The organism is Bradyrhizobium sp. SZCCHNR1051 (assembly GCF_032489615.1).
Classification (GTDB): domain Bacteria; phylum Pseudomonadota; class Alphaproteobacteria; order Rhizobiales; family Xanthobacteraceae; genus Bradyrhizobium.
This window is the reverse complement of the sequence record NZ_JAUEYJ010000022.1, coordinates 105,854-119,184: the sequence shown is the minus strand read 5'-3', so window position 1 is coordinate 119,184 and position 13,331 is coordinate 105,854. Positions and strand designations below refer to the sequence as shown.

General features: G+C 65.2%; 12 protein-coding genes. 5 read left to right on the top strand and 7 right to left on the bottom strand.

The window, feature by feature from the left end:
* Window positions 1–65: 65 nt before the first annotated feature.
* Complete coding sequence (locus QW868_RS25530) at window positions 66–1,841, bottom strand: pilus assembly protein (protein ID WP_316231811.1); 1,776 nt, start codon at window positions 1,839–1,841, stop codon at window positions 66–68.
* A 503-nt stretch (window positions 1,842–2,344) separates the two neighbouring features.
* On the opposite strand from QW868_RS25530, the gene clpS reads away from it, so the two are divergent.
* Together clpS and clpA are read left to right on the top strand one after the other, a co-directional pair.
* Entirely contained in the window at window positions 2,345–2,677 is a 333-nt protein-coding gene (gene clpS / locus QW868_RS25525; RefSeq protein ID WP_006611275.1) for an ATP-dependent Clp protease adapter ClpS, read from the top strand.
* Between the two features lie 416 nt (window positions 2,678–3,093).
* Window positions 3,094–5,481, top strand: coding sequence for an ATP-dependent Clp protease ATP-binding subunit ClpA (clpA, locus tag QW868_RS25520; RefSeq protein ID WP_315740331.1), 2,388 nt, complete (start codon window positions 3,094–3,096; stop codon window positions 5,479–5,481).
* An 86-nt stretch (window positions 5,482–5,567) separates the two neighbouring features.
* Here clpA and QW868_RS25515 read toward each other — a convergent pair whose 3' ends face one another.
* The 5 genes from QW868_RS25515 to bla form a co-directional block, all read right to left on the bottom strand.
* Window positions 5,568–6,329 (bottom strand): sulfite exporter TauE/SafE family protein, encoded by a 762-nt coding sequence (locus tag QW868_RS25515; protein ID WP_316231810.1) that lies wholly within the window; start codon window positions 6,327–6,329, stop codon window positions 5,568–5,570.
* 8 nt (window positions 6,330–6,337) lie between these two features.
* On the bottom strand, window positions 6,338–7,765 hold the full coding sequence (locus QW868_RS25510) for an MFS transporter (RefSeq protein WP_315740329.1): 1,428 nt from the start codon (window positions 7,763–7,765) through the stop codon (window positions 6,338–6,340).
* Between the two features lie 96 nt (window positions 7,766–7,861).
* A complete protein-coding gene (locus QW868_RS25505; protein WP_315740328.1) occupies window positions 7,862–8,188 on the bottom strand; it encodes a cytochrome c in 327 nt (108 codons plus the stop codon).
* A 41-nt stretch (window positions 8,189–8,229) separates the two neighbouring features.
* A complete protein-coding gene (locus QW868_RS25500; protein WP_315718376.1) occupies window positions 8,230–8,391 on the bottom strand; it encodes a hypothetical protein in 162 nt (53 codons plus the stop codon).
* Window positions 8,392–8,532: 141 nt separating this feature from the next.
* On the bottom strand, window positions 8,533–9,432 hold the full coding sequence (gene bla, locus QW868_RS25495) for a class A beta-lactamase (protein ID WP_316231809.1): 900 nt from the start codon (window positions 9,430–9,432) through the stop codon (window positions 8,533–8,535).
* Between the two features lie 94 nt (window positions 9,433–9,526).
* Between bla and QW868_RS25490 the strand changes: the two genes are divergently transcribed.
* Window positions 9,527–10,411 (top strand): LysR family transcriptional regulator, encoded by an 885-nt coding sequence (locus QW868_RS25490; protein ID WP_315740360.1) that lies wholly within the window; start codon window positions 9,527–9,529, stop codon window positions 10,409–10,411.
* Window positions 10,412–10,489: 78 nt separating this feature from the next.
* Here the strand turns inward: QW868_RS25490 and QW868_RS25485 are convergent, their stop codons facing one another.
* Window positions 10,490–11,446 carry a helix-turn-helix domain-containing protein gene (locus QW868_RS25485; RefSeq protein WP_316231808.1) on the bottom strand — a complete coding sequence of 319 codons (957 nt, stop codon included), beginning with the start codon at window positions 11,444–11,446 and terminating at the stop codon, window positions 10,490–10,492.
* Between the two features lie 194 nt (window positions 11,447–11,640).
* Between QW868_RS25485 and QW868_RS25480 the strand changes: the two genes are divergently transcribed.
* Window positions 11,641–12,657 (top strand): carbon-nitrogen hydrolase family protein, encoded by a 1,017-nt coding sequence (locus tag QW868_RS25480; RefSeq protein ID WP_316231807.1) that lies wholly within the window; start codon window positions 11,641–11,643, stop codon window positions 12,655–12,657.
* 271 nt (window positions 12,658–12,928) lie between these two features.
* A complete protein-coding gene (locus QW868_RS25475) occupies window positions 12,929–13,321 on the top strand; it encodes a hypothetical protein (RefSeq protein ID WP_316231806.1) in 393 nt (130 codons plus the stop codon).
* Window positions 13,322–13,331 lie beyond the last annotated feature (10 nt).

Genomic DNA, 13,331 nt, shown 5'->3' with positions numbered 1-13,331 from the left:
GCCCGGCTTGCGCCGGGCTTTTTTGTTGGCTGAAGGCGGAGCGCAGTCGGTGCCCGGCGCTTCTGTTATTTGGCAACCCGCAGCTTCGACAATGCGGTGCCGATCGAGTTGAACGTGGTCACGATCTGACTCGAACTCGTCAGCATGTAGAACTTGTCGGGACTGCTGGCGCAGTTCTGCAGCACGGCCGAGGTCGGATCGGCGGGCGAGCTCGTGTTCACCTGGATCGTGTAGATCGTGTACATCGCGTTGCCCTTCGAATCCTTGGTGTTCTTCAGGTTCGAGCAGAGCAGGGCCTGGCGCGCGTCGATCGGGTTGCCCGAGGCTTGCGACGAGCCGTTGCCGTATTCGGGCCAGCGGTCCTCGGTGTTCAGGCCGTCCGACAGCAGGATGATGACGCGATTATAGGTGGTGTTGACGTCCTCCGCCGGCGCGGCCAGCACGCCGTTCGGAATCAGCGACTGTACGGCCCAGGCAAGTCCGATCGCCTGATTGGTGCCGCCGGTGGGCTGCATGGCGTTGACGGCGCTCTTCAGCGAGCTCCAATTGTAGCTGAGCGGCACGATCTCCGCGAGCTTGGTCGAGGCCGTGCTGTTGCAGTACTGGGTGCTGTTCTCCATGTGCTGGTTGGCCGGGAACAGCGTCGTCACGTCTGAGGTCGCGGGCGACACGGCATTCGCGTCGTTGGGCTGGGTGCGGTCGGCGACGCAGCCGGTCCAGGTGCTCTTGGTGTTGGCGATCCAGGTGTGCGTGAAGGTGTTGACCTTGCACACCGTGCTGGATCCGCTTCCCGTGCAACTGCACGTGTTGTTCGGAAGATTGCTGCCGCTGGTCGGGCAGCTGCAGTAGCTGCCGGTGCACCAGTTCACCCGCGTGCTGGTCTGCACGCTGTCCCAGCAGCCGTTGTAGTAGCTATGCGAGGCGGAGTCGTAGCCCGGGCAGATGTACCCGTTGTAGGTCCCGCTCGACGGGATCTTGGAGGCGCTGGAGCTGCCGGTCGCCGGGCCGCTGGTGCAGGAGAAGTAGGGGAAGCCGTTGCCGGACTTGAACGGACAGGAAGATCCCGGTCCCACCATGTCCCATTGGGATTGCGTGAAACTGCCGTTCGGGATTGCGGCCTGATAGGAGCCATTGGCGGGCTGGGTCGTGGGCGGATTCTGCCAGTCGGTCCAGTCGATCCAGTCCTTGGCGTAATTGCTGGCGCCGACGTTCACGACCTTGGCGAATGGAACGACCGAGATGTAGACGTCGCCCGGGGTCTTGGCGAGGGCGCTGAGCTGGTCGATCAGCCCGCCGCTGCCGGCCACGGCGTTCTGCAGCGCGGACATCTTGCCGCTGGATGCCATCGAGCCGGTATTGTCGAGCGCGAGCGCCACCCGCATCTTCACGTCGCCCCAGGTCGATGTCGTTTTGACGCCGAAGTCCATGGTCGGAAAGCCGGCGATCTTCATGAACTGGGTGACGATCTGACCGGAGGCCGACAATTGGATGTTGGAGGCCGATGAACTGGTCGAGGAGGTATAGCTGGCCGTCACGGTGACGTTCTGCGCGTCCGTGCTGGTGTAGAGCGCCTTGAAATAGGCGCTTGCCTTGGTTCCGACGTCGGCTGCGCTGATGGTGCCCTGCGCCAGGTCGCGCGACAGCATCAGCGAGGTGGAGTCGAGCGCGGCCTGCATCGACGACCGCGCGGCGTTCAGCCGGCTGTAGTCGACGCCTGCGCCGACGAAGGCCAGGATAGGGACGAGCGAGATGGCGAACAGCACGGAGATGTTGCCACCGCGGTCGCAGGCGAACCGTCGGGCGGCGCGGCGGCAGAGTCGAATGAAGGAGACATCGGTCATGTCGCTCACCAATTATGGTTTTCTGCAGGTGTTTTCGGTTCGGCTTCGTCAAGGACGGGTAAATCGAAACCGCGAAACACCGGGCCAATGCCCGCAGCGTGGCGCCGCGCCCGCAACCGAGCTGGTTCCCTGTCAATGCCCGCTGAATGGGCTTTGTAAAATGCGGCCGGTTTGATTAACCTTGCACCTCATCGCCGGGGCAGGGAATCGGTCCTGCCGGAGCGTCGGTCCGTCCTGGGCCTGCGCTTGCGGCAAACCGGTCGCTGACCCATATTCCTGGCGTCGGTCCGACCGGACCGGTCGGCTGGGACAGGCGATCTGGAAAGCAGGACCGGGTGGCGGAAAGCGGCCCGGCAGGGGACAGGTCGGGGCAACCCTTATTGAGCAACCCTCCAAGTTGAGCGACCCTCCAAGGGAAACTCTTTATTGGGGGCCTCGCAGCCATATCTAACGCGTGCAAGATGTCGCAGCCAACTTCCAGATTGAACCGATCCGCGCCCAGGATGAGCAATAACGACAACAAGTCCGGTGGCACCGGTGGCCCGGCAACGTCCGTGATCACCAAGGTCAAGCCGAAGACCAAGCGCCCCAACCTCTACCGCGTCCTGATCCTGAACGACGATTACACGCCGATGGAGTTCGTCGTTCACGTCCTGGAGAAGTTCTTCAACAAGGACGTCGAGGCCGCGACCAAGATCATGCTCCACGTGCACCACCACGGCATCGGGGAGTGCGGCGTCTTCACCTACGAGATCGCCGAGACCAAGGTGACGCAGGTGATGGACTTCGCCCGCAAGCACCAGCATCCGTTGCAGTGTGTGATGGAGAAGAAATAGCCGGCTCCCTCCGCGAAGAGAGCCGCCGACGCGTGCAATAGCGCGCCAGAGGCCGGGGGCTCCGGCTGCTCGGGCGCGCCGGAGAAGTGGCGGTGGCGAATCGGAATCGCAAGTCGCCGCAGATGCAAATTGCTGCAGACGAGGTCGGCGCAATCCGGGCAGGTTTCACGTTTCGCCCGAAGAATTACGGCCGCTCCGGTCCCTATCTCTCCGCGCTGGCCGCCTGCGCCGTTCGGTCGTCGCAAGCCCGATTTGCCGCAATCGGAACGGGTTTTGCATTGACGATCCGGTGAACCCGTAATCGAGCGGCTCGGCCGGTCTTTTGTCGCACTCGGTTATAACTATATTTGACGAAGGTTGTTGTTGCCTGACCGGGCGGCGGCGATCATGATGGCAAGGGGCCACAGAGGACGCGCATGCCGACTTTTTCTCAAAGCCTTGAACAATCCCTGCATCGTGCGCTGGCGATCGCCAACGAGCGTCATCATCAATACGCGACACTGGAACACCTCCTTCTGTCCTTGATCGATGACTCCGATGCAGCGGCCGTGATGCGCGCATGCAGCGTCGACCTCGACAAGCTGCGCGGCAGTCTCGTGAACTACCTCGAAACCGAGTTCGAAAATCTGGTCACGGACGGCAGCGACGACGCCAAGCCGACCGCAGGTTTCCAGCGCGTGATCCAGCGCGCCGTGATCCACGTTCAGTCGTCGGGCCGCGAAGAGGTGACCGGCGCCAACGTGCTGATCGCGATCTTCGCCGAGCGTGAGAGCCACGCCGCGTATTTCCTGCAGGAGCAGGACATGACGCGTTACGACGCCGTCAACTACATCAGCCACGGCATCGCCAAGCGGCCCGGCGTGTCCGAGGCCCGCCCCGTGCGCGGCGTCGACGAAGAGACCGAGACCAAGGGCAGTGAGGACTCCAAGAAAAAGGGCGAGGCGCTGGAAACCTATTGCGTCAATCTCAACAAGAAAGCGCGGGACGGCAAGATCGATCCGGTGATCGGCCGCAACTCCGAGATCAACCGCGCCATCCAGGTGCTGTGCCGGCGCCAGAAGAACAACCCGCTGTTCGTCGGCGAAGCCGGCGTCGGCAAGACCGCGATCGCCGAAGGCTTGGCCAAGCGCATCGTCGACAGCGAAGTGCCCGAGGTGCTGGCGGCGGCGACCGTGTTCTCGCTCGACATGGGCACCTTGCTCGCGGGCACGCGTTATCGCGGCGACTTCGAGGAGCGCCTGAAGCAGGTCCTCAAGGAGCTTGAGGCGCATCCGAACGCGATCCTGTTCATCGACGAGATCCACACCGTGATCGGTGCGGGTGCGACGTCGGGCGGCGCCATGGACGCGTCCAACCTGCTCAAGCCGGCGCTGGCCTCGGGCTCGATCCGCTGCATGGGCTCGACGACCTACAAGGAGTACCGCCAGCACTTCGAGAAGGACCGCGCGCTGGTGCGCCGGTTCCAGAAGATCGACGTCAACGAGCCGTCGGTCGAAGATGCGATCGCGATCCTGAAAGGCCTGAAGCCGTATTTCGAGGACTATCACCGGCTGAAATACACCAACGAGGCCATCGAGGCCGCGGTGCAGCTGTCGTCGCGCTACATCCATGACCGCAAGCTGCCGGACAAGGCGATCGACGTGATCGACGAATCCGGCGCGGCGCAGATGCTGCTGGCCGAGAACAAGCGCAAGAAGACGATCGGCATCAAGGAGATCGAGACCACGATCGCCACGATGGCGCGGATCCCGCCGAAGAGCGTGTCGAAGGACGATGCCGAGGTGCTCAAGCATCTCGAGCAGACCCTGAAGCGCGTGGTGTTCGGCCAGGACAAGGCGATCGATTCACTGTCGGCCTCGATCAAGCTGGCCCGTGCCGGCCTGCGCGAGCCGGAGAAGCCGATCGGCTGCTATCTGTTCTCGGGTCCGACCGGCGTCGGCAAGACCGAGGTCGCCAAGCAGCTCGCCTCGACCCTGGGCGTCGAGCTGCTGCGCTTCGACATGTCGGAGTACATGGAGCGGCACACGGTGTCGCGCCTGATCGGCGCGCCTCCCGGCTATGTCGGCTTCGACCAGGGCGGCCTCTTGACCGACGGCGTCGACCAGCATCCGCATTGCGTGGTGCTGCTGGACGAGATCGAGAAGGCGCATCCGGATCTCTACAATGTGCTGCTGCAGATCATGGATCACGGCCGGCTCACCGACCACAATGGCAAGCAGGTCAACTTCCGCAACGTGATCCTGATCATGACCACGAATGCAGGCGCGGCCGACATGGCCAAGCAGGCGTTCGGCTTCCATCGCTCGAAGCGGGAAGGTGACGACCACGAGGCGATCAACCGGCAGTTCGCGCCGGAATTCCGCAACCGGCTCGACTCCATCGTCTCGTTCGCGCACCTCAACGTCGAGGTGATCGGCATGGTGGTCGAGAAGTTCGTGCTGCAGCTCGAGGCCCAGCTCGCCGACCGCGACGTCACGATCGAGCTGTCGGAGCCGGCCAAGAGCTGGTTGATCCAGCACGGCTATGACGAGCAGATGGGCGCACGGCCGATGGGCCGCGTGATCCAGGAGCACATCAAGAAGCCGCTGGCCGACGAGGTGCTGTTCGGCAAGCTGAAGGGCGGCGGGCATGTCCGTGTCGTCCTCGTCAAGGACGAATCCGGCGTCGAGGAGAAGATCGGCTTCGAGTTCGTCGAGGGCCCCGTCACGCCGAAGTCCGAAGTGCCGGCCGCGCGCAAGCGTAAGCCGAAGTCCGGCGGCGGCTCGAAGGGGCCGGCGCCGAAGGGACCGCTGGTCAAGGCGTAAGCCTGACGCTACGAGATGACTACGAAAGGCCGGCCATCGCGCCGGCCTTTTTCGTTGACGCGAGGTTCTTTGATGCGACGTCCGGCTCAGGCCGGCTTGACGAAGAAATACACCGTCAGGCCGCAGCCGACGGCGATGATGAAGCGGCGCACATGGGCCGGCGGGATGATCTGGCCAAGCCGCGCGCCGACGAAGCCGCCGACCATGGCAGCCCCCATCATCGTCAGCGTCTCCAGCCAATGCACGCGGCCTGAGAACGCAAAGATGGCGGAGGCCGTCATATTCATGAGCGCAGCGAGCAGCACCTTCATGCCGTTCATGGCGCGGATGTCGCGCATGCCGTAGAACACCAGGGCCGCCAGCATCAGGATGCCGATGCCGCCGCCGAAATAGCCGCCATAGATCGCGATCACGAACTGCACCGCCTGGATGGTCAGCGGCCCGAACCAGCGCGCGCCATCCTTCGGCGTGAAGCGCATGCCGAATGCGAACACGCTCGTGGCGAACAGCAATAGCCAGGGGACCAGCCGGCTGAAGGCGGCCGACGGTGTGACCAGGAGCAGCACGGCGCCGAGCGTGCCGCCGATCAGGCTGATGATCGACAGCCGCACGAGGTCGTGGCGCCAGGGCGCCTTTGCGTCGTTCAAGATCTCACGGGAGGCCCAAGCGCTGACGAACTGGCCGGGGCAGAGCGCGACGGTGCTGGAGGCGTTGGCGTCAATCGCGGGAATGCCGGCGGCGAGCAAGGTCGGGAAGGTCAGGAACGCGCCGCCGCCGGCCAGCGCATTGACGATGCCCGAGCCGAAGGCGGCGAGGGCGAGCAGGGGCAGCATCGTCCAGTCCGTCATCGCTGTCACTACTCGCCCTTCAGCCGCTGGCCGTCTTGGACGCGGACGCGCTCGGCGCCGCGGGCGCCGGCCGGCGACAGCCTGAGCATGCTCAGGAACGCGCCGACCAGCGCGAAACCGACCCCGGTCAAGAGCGACAGCCGCGTGCCGTCGGTCGAATCGATCGCGAGAAACATCGCGACCAGCGCCGCACCCGTGGTCTGGCCGAGCAGGCGCGCCGTGCCGAGCATGCCGCTGGCGCCGCCGGCGCGCTCGCGTGGCGCGGCGGCGATCATGGTACGGTTGTTCGGCGTCTGGAACAGGCCGAAGCCGCAGCCGGCCAGCGCCATGCGCCAGACGACATCCCATGCCGACGGCTCGCGCGGCAGCAGGCCGAGCGCACCGAGCCCGCACGCGAAGATCACGAGACCGATGCCGCCGAGCAGCCCGGCTGGCACGCGCTCGACCAGCCGCCCCGCAATCGGCGCCGTCAGGCCGACCGCGATCGGCCACGGCGTGATCAGCAGGCCCATCTGCACCGGCGAATAGCCGAAATGGCTTTCGAGATAGAAGGGGATCGCGACGAAGGCGAGCATCTGTCCGCAGAACGACGAGATCGAGGTCGCGATCGACAGCGCGAACACTGGAATGCGCAGCAGGTCGAGCGGCAGCAGCGGCGAGGCCATGTGGGTCTGGCGCCAGACCAGCCACACGCCGGCCGTGATGGCGACGACGAACTCGATCGCGCAGGTCACCAGCGCCTCGCCATGGCCGAGGCTGTCCACGGCGGCGATCAGGAAGCCGAAAGCGACCGCGCTCAGCGCCGCGCTCTGCCAATCGAACATGTGCGGCGCGCGCGGCGTATGCGGCAGGAAGCGGAAGCCGAAGACGAAGGTGACGATGCCGAGCGGCACGTTGATCGCGAACAGCCACGGCCAGTTGCCGACGGCGAGGATGCCGGCGGCGATGGTCGGACCGAGCGCGGCGGAGACCGCGACCACCATCGCATTGATGCCGATGCCGCGGCCGAGCAGAGCGTGCGGATAGGTGAAACGCACCAGCGCCGAGTTGACGCTGAGGATGCCGGCGGCGCCAAAGCCCTGCAGGATGCGCGCGAGCGTCAGCAGCAGCAGGCTGTCGGCCAGCGCACAGAAGGCGGAGGCAGCCGTGAACAGCACGAGGCCGGCGAGATAGACCCGCCGATAGCCGATGATCTCGCCGAGCGAGGCCAGCGGCAGCAGCGAGATCGTGACCGCGAGCTGATAGCCGTTGACGATCCAGATCGAAAAAGCAGGGCTCGCATTGAGGTCGCGGGCGATCGTCGGCAGCGCCACATTGGCGATCGCGCCGTCGATCACGGCCAGCACGATGCCGAGGGCGATCGTCACGATCGCCCAGGTGCGCTGCGGCAGCGGCAGTCCGTCGGCGTGCAGACCCGTGGTCGTCGGCGTCTTCATGCGGGCTCCGGCCGCAGCCGGGCCGCGGGCAATGGACGGGAACGGGCAACCGCGCCGCACAAGCCCCGTTCCACGCCGGCGGACCGCGCCGCCGCGTCACCGCCGTTTGGGGCGGGCCTGAATGGTCCTGAGATAATTGACCGCGGCTTCCGCCTCGGGCCGCTCGAACTGGAAGCTCGGCATGTCCTTGTGAATGGTCGACAGGCCGGTCTGCAGCCGCTGGGCAAAATCCTCGTCGTAGAGCTTGCTGTCACCGAAGGTCCTGAACGGGGGCGCGTCGGGGTGCCGGCTGGCGCCTGTGAGACCTACCGCATGGCATCGGCTGCAAAGGCTTTGCAAGAGCGCTTTTCCACGCTTCTGCTCGCTGTCCAGCGCATGGCTGGCGGTCGACGCGAACGCCAGCAGCAGGCAGGCGGACCCCATTCGTCGTCTCATGAACTCGTTCTCGCGTGTCTTGCGCCCGGCTACCAGCGGCCCTCGGCCTTGCTATAGGCATATAGGGCGATCAGCCCGATCGTCACCAGGGTCGAGCCGATCAGGACGATCCGGTCCCAGCGCAGCTGTGTCTCGTCGTCCCGCTGCAAGGTCAGCAGGGAGAACAGGGCCTTCATGGCAAAGCGGCGCATCGGATCGATCCCGGCAGCGGCCGCACATTCCGATGACGTGGGCCGGCCGCAGCTTAGCCTGCCCAATCGTTGCGCCGCCATGGCGAACATCTTGGGTCTGATGTCCGGCTTCCGGAGGGGCTCGGAAGCCGGATGCTCGAACTACCCAGCCTGTCCCATCACGACGTCTGCAACCGCCCGCGCGACTTTCGCGATCGTTGCGTTGCGATCCTCGGGAGACGCCTGTGAACCAGTCAGATAGGCCGTGACCAGAACCGGTTTGCGGCCCGGGGGCCAGAGAATGCCGATGTCGTTGGTCGTGCCGCGGTCCCCAGCGCCCGTCTTGTCGGCGACGCGCCAGTCACGCGGCACACCGGCGCGAAGCCGAGTGTCGCCGGTCTTGTTGGCGATCATCCAGTCCGTCAATCGCTGGCGCATATTCGTCGACAAGACCTCGCCAAGGAGCACGCGGCGCAGGTTCTGTAGCATGGCGGCCGGACTGGTTGTGTCGCGAGGGTCGTCGGCCAGCGCCTCGTTGAGCTCAACTTCCCAGCGGTCCAGGCGGCTGATCTCGTCGCCGATCGATCGGGCAAAACGCGTCAGACCCGCAGGACCGCCGATCTGCCGCAACAGGAGATTTCCCGCGGTGTTGTCGCTCTGGGTGAGCGCAGCTTCGCAGAGCTCGGCGAGTGTCATGCCGCGGCCGACGTGCTCCTTGGTCACCGGCGAATATGTTACGAGATCCTTCGCCTCGAACGGGACGCGCGTGTCGAGATGCAGTTCGCCGGCGTCGACGCGCTTCAGGACAGCCGCGGAAGCCAGACACTTGAACGTGCTGCACATCGGAAAGCGCTCGGCCGGGCGCAGGCCCGCCTCGAACCCGCTTTCGGAGTCGAGGACGGCGATGCCGAGCCGTCCGAGGCTCTCGCGCTCGATGCGGGCGAGTTCCCCTTCCAGATGCGCCCTTCGGTCGGCCGCCGCCTTCGCCGCAGGTGATGGCAGCCCGCTCGCCGCAGCCGCTATCCCGAGGATTCCAAGACCCAGATGCCGTCTCGTCAGCATGTTCATTCTCCAGTGACTGCGCGAACCTGCCGAACGAGGTGACGACTGACAAACGATCATTTATTCGTCGAGCCATGAGCAGAACTTGGTCATCATGCCCATCCGCAGCCATCTCCCTTTGAACGCCTTGCGGGCCTTCGAAGCATCCGCCCGGCATCTGAGCTTCACCAAGGCAGGCTTGGAGCTCAGGGTCACGCAGACCGCGATCAGTCACCAGGTGAAACAGCTCGAGCAGATGTTGGGCGCTCACCTGTTCCGGCGCCTGCCGCGTGGCCTCACGTTGACCGACGAAGCCCTGGCTCTGTTTCCCGTCCTCAACGATGCGTTCAGTCGCATCAGCGGCGCGATCGATCGCATCGAAGCGAAGGGAACCCGCGAGGTCGTGACCGTCGGCTGTGTCGGCACCTTTGCAACGGGATGGCTGTTGCAACGCCTCGACGGCTTTCGAGATACGCACCCCCATATCGACCTGCGCCTCCTCACCAACAACAACCGCATCGATATCGCCGGAGACGGGCTCGACATCGCGCTTCGCTTCGGCGACGGCTCCTGGCACGGCACTGAGGCCATCCATCTGATGTCTGCCCCGCTGTCGCCCGTCTGTCATCCCGATGTCGCGAGTCGTCTGCGCGCGCCGTCGGACCTCGCGGGCGAAAATCTCCTGCGGTCGTATCGCGCCGAGGAATGGCCATTATGGTTTGCAGTCGCAGGCGCTCCATGCCCGATGATCCAGGGGCCGATCTTCGACAGCTCCGTCGCGATGGCCGAAGCGGCCGCGCGCGGCGTCGGCGTTGGCCTGGTTCCGATCGCCATGTTCAACTGCGAGCTCGAGACGGGTCGGCTGGTCAGGCCGTTTGCGGCTGAGGTCGCCGCCGGTTCTTATTGGCTGACCTGGTTGAAGTCGAAAGAACCGACGTTCGGGATGCGTGCCTTTCGTGACTGGCTGGTTGATGCCTTGCGCGCTGATCCGCCGCGCTGACGGCCGGTCGCCACCGCGCACAAGCTGAGGGCGCGAACAGCGCCACGAGGCGCGTGAGGCGGGCGCGTTGCGGCCAGCTCAGCGCTTTACGGCGCTGCGCCGCCACTCGCGCGGCGACAGGCCGAACTGCTCGCGGAACACGCGGCCGAAATGCGAGAGATCGTTGAAGCCCCAGGACAAGGCGATTTCGCTGATCTGACGATGCGCCAGCATCGGCGAGCCGAGATCGCGCCGGCACTGCTTGAGCCGCTCAGCCAGCACGAAGCGCTGGAACGACGTCTCCTCGTCCGAGAACAGATCGTTGACGTAGCGCGCCGATAGCCCGAGCTCGCGTGCGATCTCCGGCAGTGAGAGGTCGGCGTCGGGCAGCCGGGTGCGGATGTGCGCCTTGATGCGATAAAGCAGCGCTGCGCGATGGCTCGAGGCGGGCAGGGGCTGTGTGCGCAGCCGCTCGGCCAAGGTCATGGCGAGCAGGTCGGCAGCCTGGTCGGCCAGAGGTTCGGCATGCTCGGGGCCGATGTGCTCGGCGCGTTCGCAGAGCCTGACGATGAAATCATGGGCGAGCGGCTGGAGCGGGCTATCGGGGCCGAAGCTGATCGCCGTCACGGTCTCCGTCGGGCCGATCCGGCGCTGCAGCATCTCGTGCGGGAGCTTGAACACGATCTGCTTGAACGCGGCGTCGAACTGCAGCTCGTAGGGGCGGGTCGTGTCGTAGATCGCGAACTCGCCGGGCCGGATCACGGTGTCGCGGCCATCCTGAACGACGCCGCCGATTCCCTCTCGCCCGAGCGCGACGAGGACGAAGTCGGCATCCGCCCGGGAGATTCGCTGCGAGGTCCGGTGCACGCGCTGCCGGTCCGAGGCGACCTCGGAGCAGACGGCCCGTCCCAACGCGGTGTGGGTCACCGAGCCCCGAAACGCGCTGCCGAGATCAGATGTGCAGTCGAGCCCGACATAGACGTCGCAGACGATGTCCTGCCACAGCGCCAGCCGGCGGTGGCCCGGGCTTCCTTCCGTGGTGAACAGGACCGGCATCGCTCCGTCTCCCTCCGCCATTGTGTCGCGTGGATCGTCGGAAATGCAGCAAGCTCTGGGCCGGCTGGTCTCTCCCTGGCGGCCGCAGTCGAGTTTTCGTTCCCTCCAAGACGAGCGCGAATGATCGCCGAGGTCAATACTCCCCAGCGAATGCGGCGCGCGGCGCCGCCGATCCGGAAGAGGGGAGACGCGGGATGGGACTGGCACATCCGAAATACAAGGTGGCGGTGGTGCAGGCGGCGCCGGCCTGGCTCGACCTGGACGCCTCGATCAAGAAGACCATCGGCCTGATCGAGGAGGCGGCCGACAAAGGTGCCAAGCTGATCGCATTTCCGGAGGTCTTCATCCCCGGCTATCCCTGGCACATCTGGATGGACTCGCCGGCCTGGTGCATCGGCCGTGGCTTCGTGCAGCGCTATTTCGACAATTCGCTGGCCTATGACAGCCCGCAGGCCGAGGCGCTGCGCGCCGCCGTGCGCAAGGCCAGGCTCACGGCCGTGCTGGGACTGTCCGAGCGCGACGGCGGCAGCCTCTACATCGCGCAATGGCTGATCGGCCCGGACGGCGAGACCATCGCCCGGCGCCGCAAGCTGCGGCCGACCCATGCCGAGCGTACCGTCTATGGCGAGGGCGATGGCAGCGATCTCGCTGTCCATGATCGCCCCGACATCGGCCGGATCGGCGCGCTGTGCTGCTGGGAGCATCTACAGCCGCTGTCGAAATACGCGATGTATGCCCAGAACGAGCAGGTGCATGTCGCGGCGTGGCCGAGCTTCTCGCTGTACGATCCGTTCGCGCCGGCGCTCGGCGCCGAGGTCAACAACGCCGCCTCGCGCGTCTATGCCGTCGAGGGCTCGTGCTTTGTGCTGGCGCCGTGCGCCACCGTCTCGCCGGCGATGATCGACGAGCTGTGTGACCGGCCCGACAAGCACGCGCTGCTGCATGTCGGCGGCGGCCACGCCGCGATCTTCGGTCCAGACGGCTCTTCGCTTGCGGAGAAGCTGCCGCCGGAGCAGGAGGGGCTGCTGATCGCCGAGATCGATCTCGGCATGATCGGCATCGCCAAGAACGCCGCCGATCCGGCGGGACACTATTCTCGCCCCGACGTGACCCGGCTGCTGCTCAACAAGAAGCCGCTCAACCGGGTCGAGGCCTTCGCGCTGCCGGTCGACGCGGTCACGCCCGGCGAGGCGCAATCGGCGGCTGGCTGACCACAGCAAGGCTGCGCGTTCTCAGGTCCCTGCTTCGGGCTGCGCCGGTAGCGCCGCCCGGTGCGCTGTCCGCGCTGCTGGCGCCATGCCGCGCGGCTGCAGGGTGATGATGAAGGGATTCCGGCTGTGTCGCTGTCGGCGTTCGTTGATACCGCTGCTGGAGCAGTCGCTCTGATCATGGGATAATTAGGGTCAAATTGCATCGGCACGGCCCAAACATCTTGCATTCGCTCCTAGATTGTTTCACGTTTTCGTGGGCAAGGGGGGAATCATGTTCGTACATCGGCGTAATTTCGGCTTTCTAGGCGCTTTGTTCCTTTGCGCCTGCGCTTCGAGTTCGGCCGACATCACCCCGACGTATGTTTCTCCAATGATTTATCAGTCCTATACGTGTCAGCAGCTCGCGATGGAGGCTCAAAGCGTCTCTGCCCGTGCCGCTACTCTTTCGGGAGCTCAAGACAAGCAGCGTACGAATGATACGATCGCGACTACGGCTGCCGTCGTGATATTCTGGCCAGCAGCGTTTCTGGTCGGAGGGGACAAACAAACTGCCGCCGAGTTGGGTAACATGAAGGGGCAGATGGTTGCTATTGAGCAGGCCTCGATCGCAAAGAAGTGCAATATTCAATTTCAAAGGCCGGAGCCGAAGGCCGAACAAAAGTAGGTTGTTCGGT

Excerpts from the sequence above, each read along its gene's own strand:
- QW868_RS25485 (WP_316231808.1), bottom strand. The coding sequence starts at position 11,446 with ATGCCGGTCCTGTTCACCACGGAAGGAAGCCCGGGCCACCGCCGGCTG.
- QW868_RS25515 (WP_316231810.1), bottom strand. The coding sequence starts at position 6,329 with ATGACGGACTGGACGATGCTGCCCCTGCTCGCCCTCGCCGCCTTCGGC.
- clpA (WP_315740331.1), top strand. The coding sequence starts at position 3,094 with ATGCCGACTTTTTCTCAAAGCCTTGAACAATCCCTGCATCGTGCGCTG.
- QW868_RS25480 (WP_316231807.1), top strand. The coding sequence starts at position 11,641 with ATGGGACTGGCACATCCGAAATACAAGGTGGCGGTGGTGCAGGCGGCG.
- QW868_RS25505 (WP_315740328.1), bottom strand. The coding sequence starts at position 8,188 with ATGGGGTCCGCCTGCCTGCTGCTGGCGTTCGCGTCGACCGCCAGCCAT.
- QW868_RS25490 (WP_315740360.1), top strand. The coding sequence starts at position 9,527 with ATGCCCATCCGCAGCCATCTCCCTTTGAACGCCTTGCGGGCCTTCGAA.
- clpS (WP_006611275.1), top strand. The coding sequence starts at position 2,345 with ATGAGCAATAACGACAACAAGTCCGGTGGCACCGGTGGCCCGGCAACG.
- QW868_RS25500 (WP_315718376.1), bottom strand. The coding sequence starts at position 8,391 with ATGCGCCGCTTTGCCATGAAGGCCCTGTTCTCCCTGCTGACCTTGCAG.
- bla (WP_316231809.1), bottom strand. The coding sequence starts at position 9,432 with ATGCTGACGAGACGGCATCTGGGTCTTGGAATCCTCGGGATAGCGGCT.
- QW868_RS25530 (WP_316231811.1), bottom strand. The coding sequence starts at position 1,841 with ATGACCGATGTCTCCTTCATTCGACTCTGCCGCCGCGCCGCCCGACGG.
- QW868_RS25510 (WP_315740329.1), bottom strand. The coding sequence starts at position 7,765 with ATGAAGACGCCGACGACCACGGGTCTGCACGCCGACGGACTGCCGCTG.
- QW868_RS25475 (WP_316231806.1), top strand. The coding sequence starts at position 12,929 with ATGTTCGTACATCGGCGTAATTTCGGCTTTCTAGGCGCTTTGTTCCTT.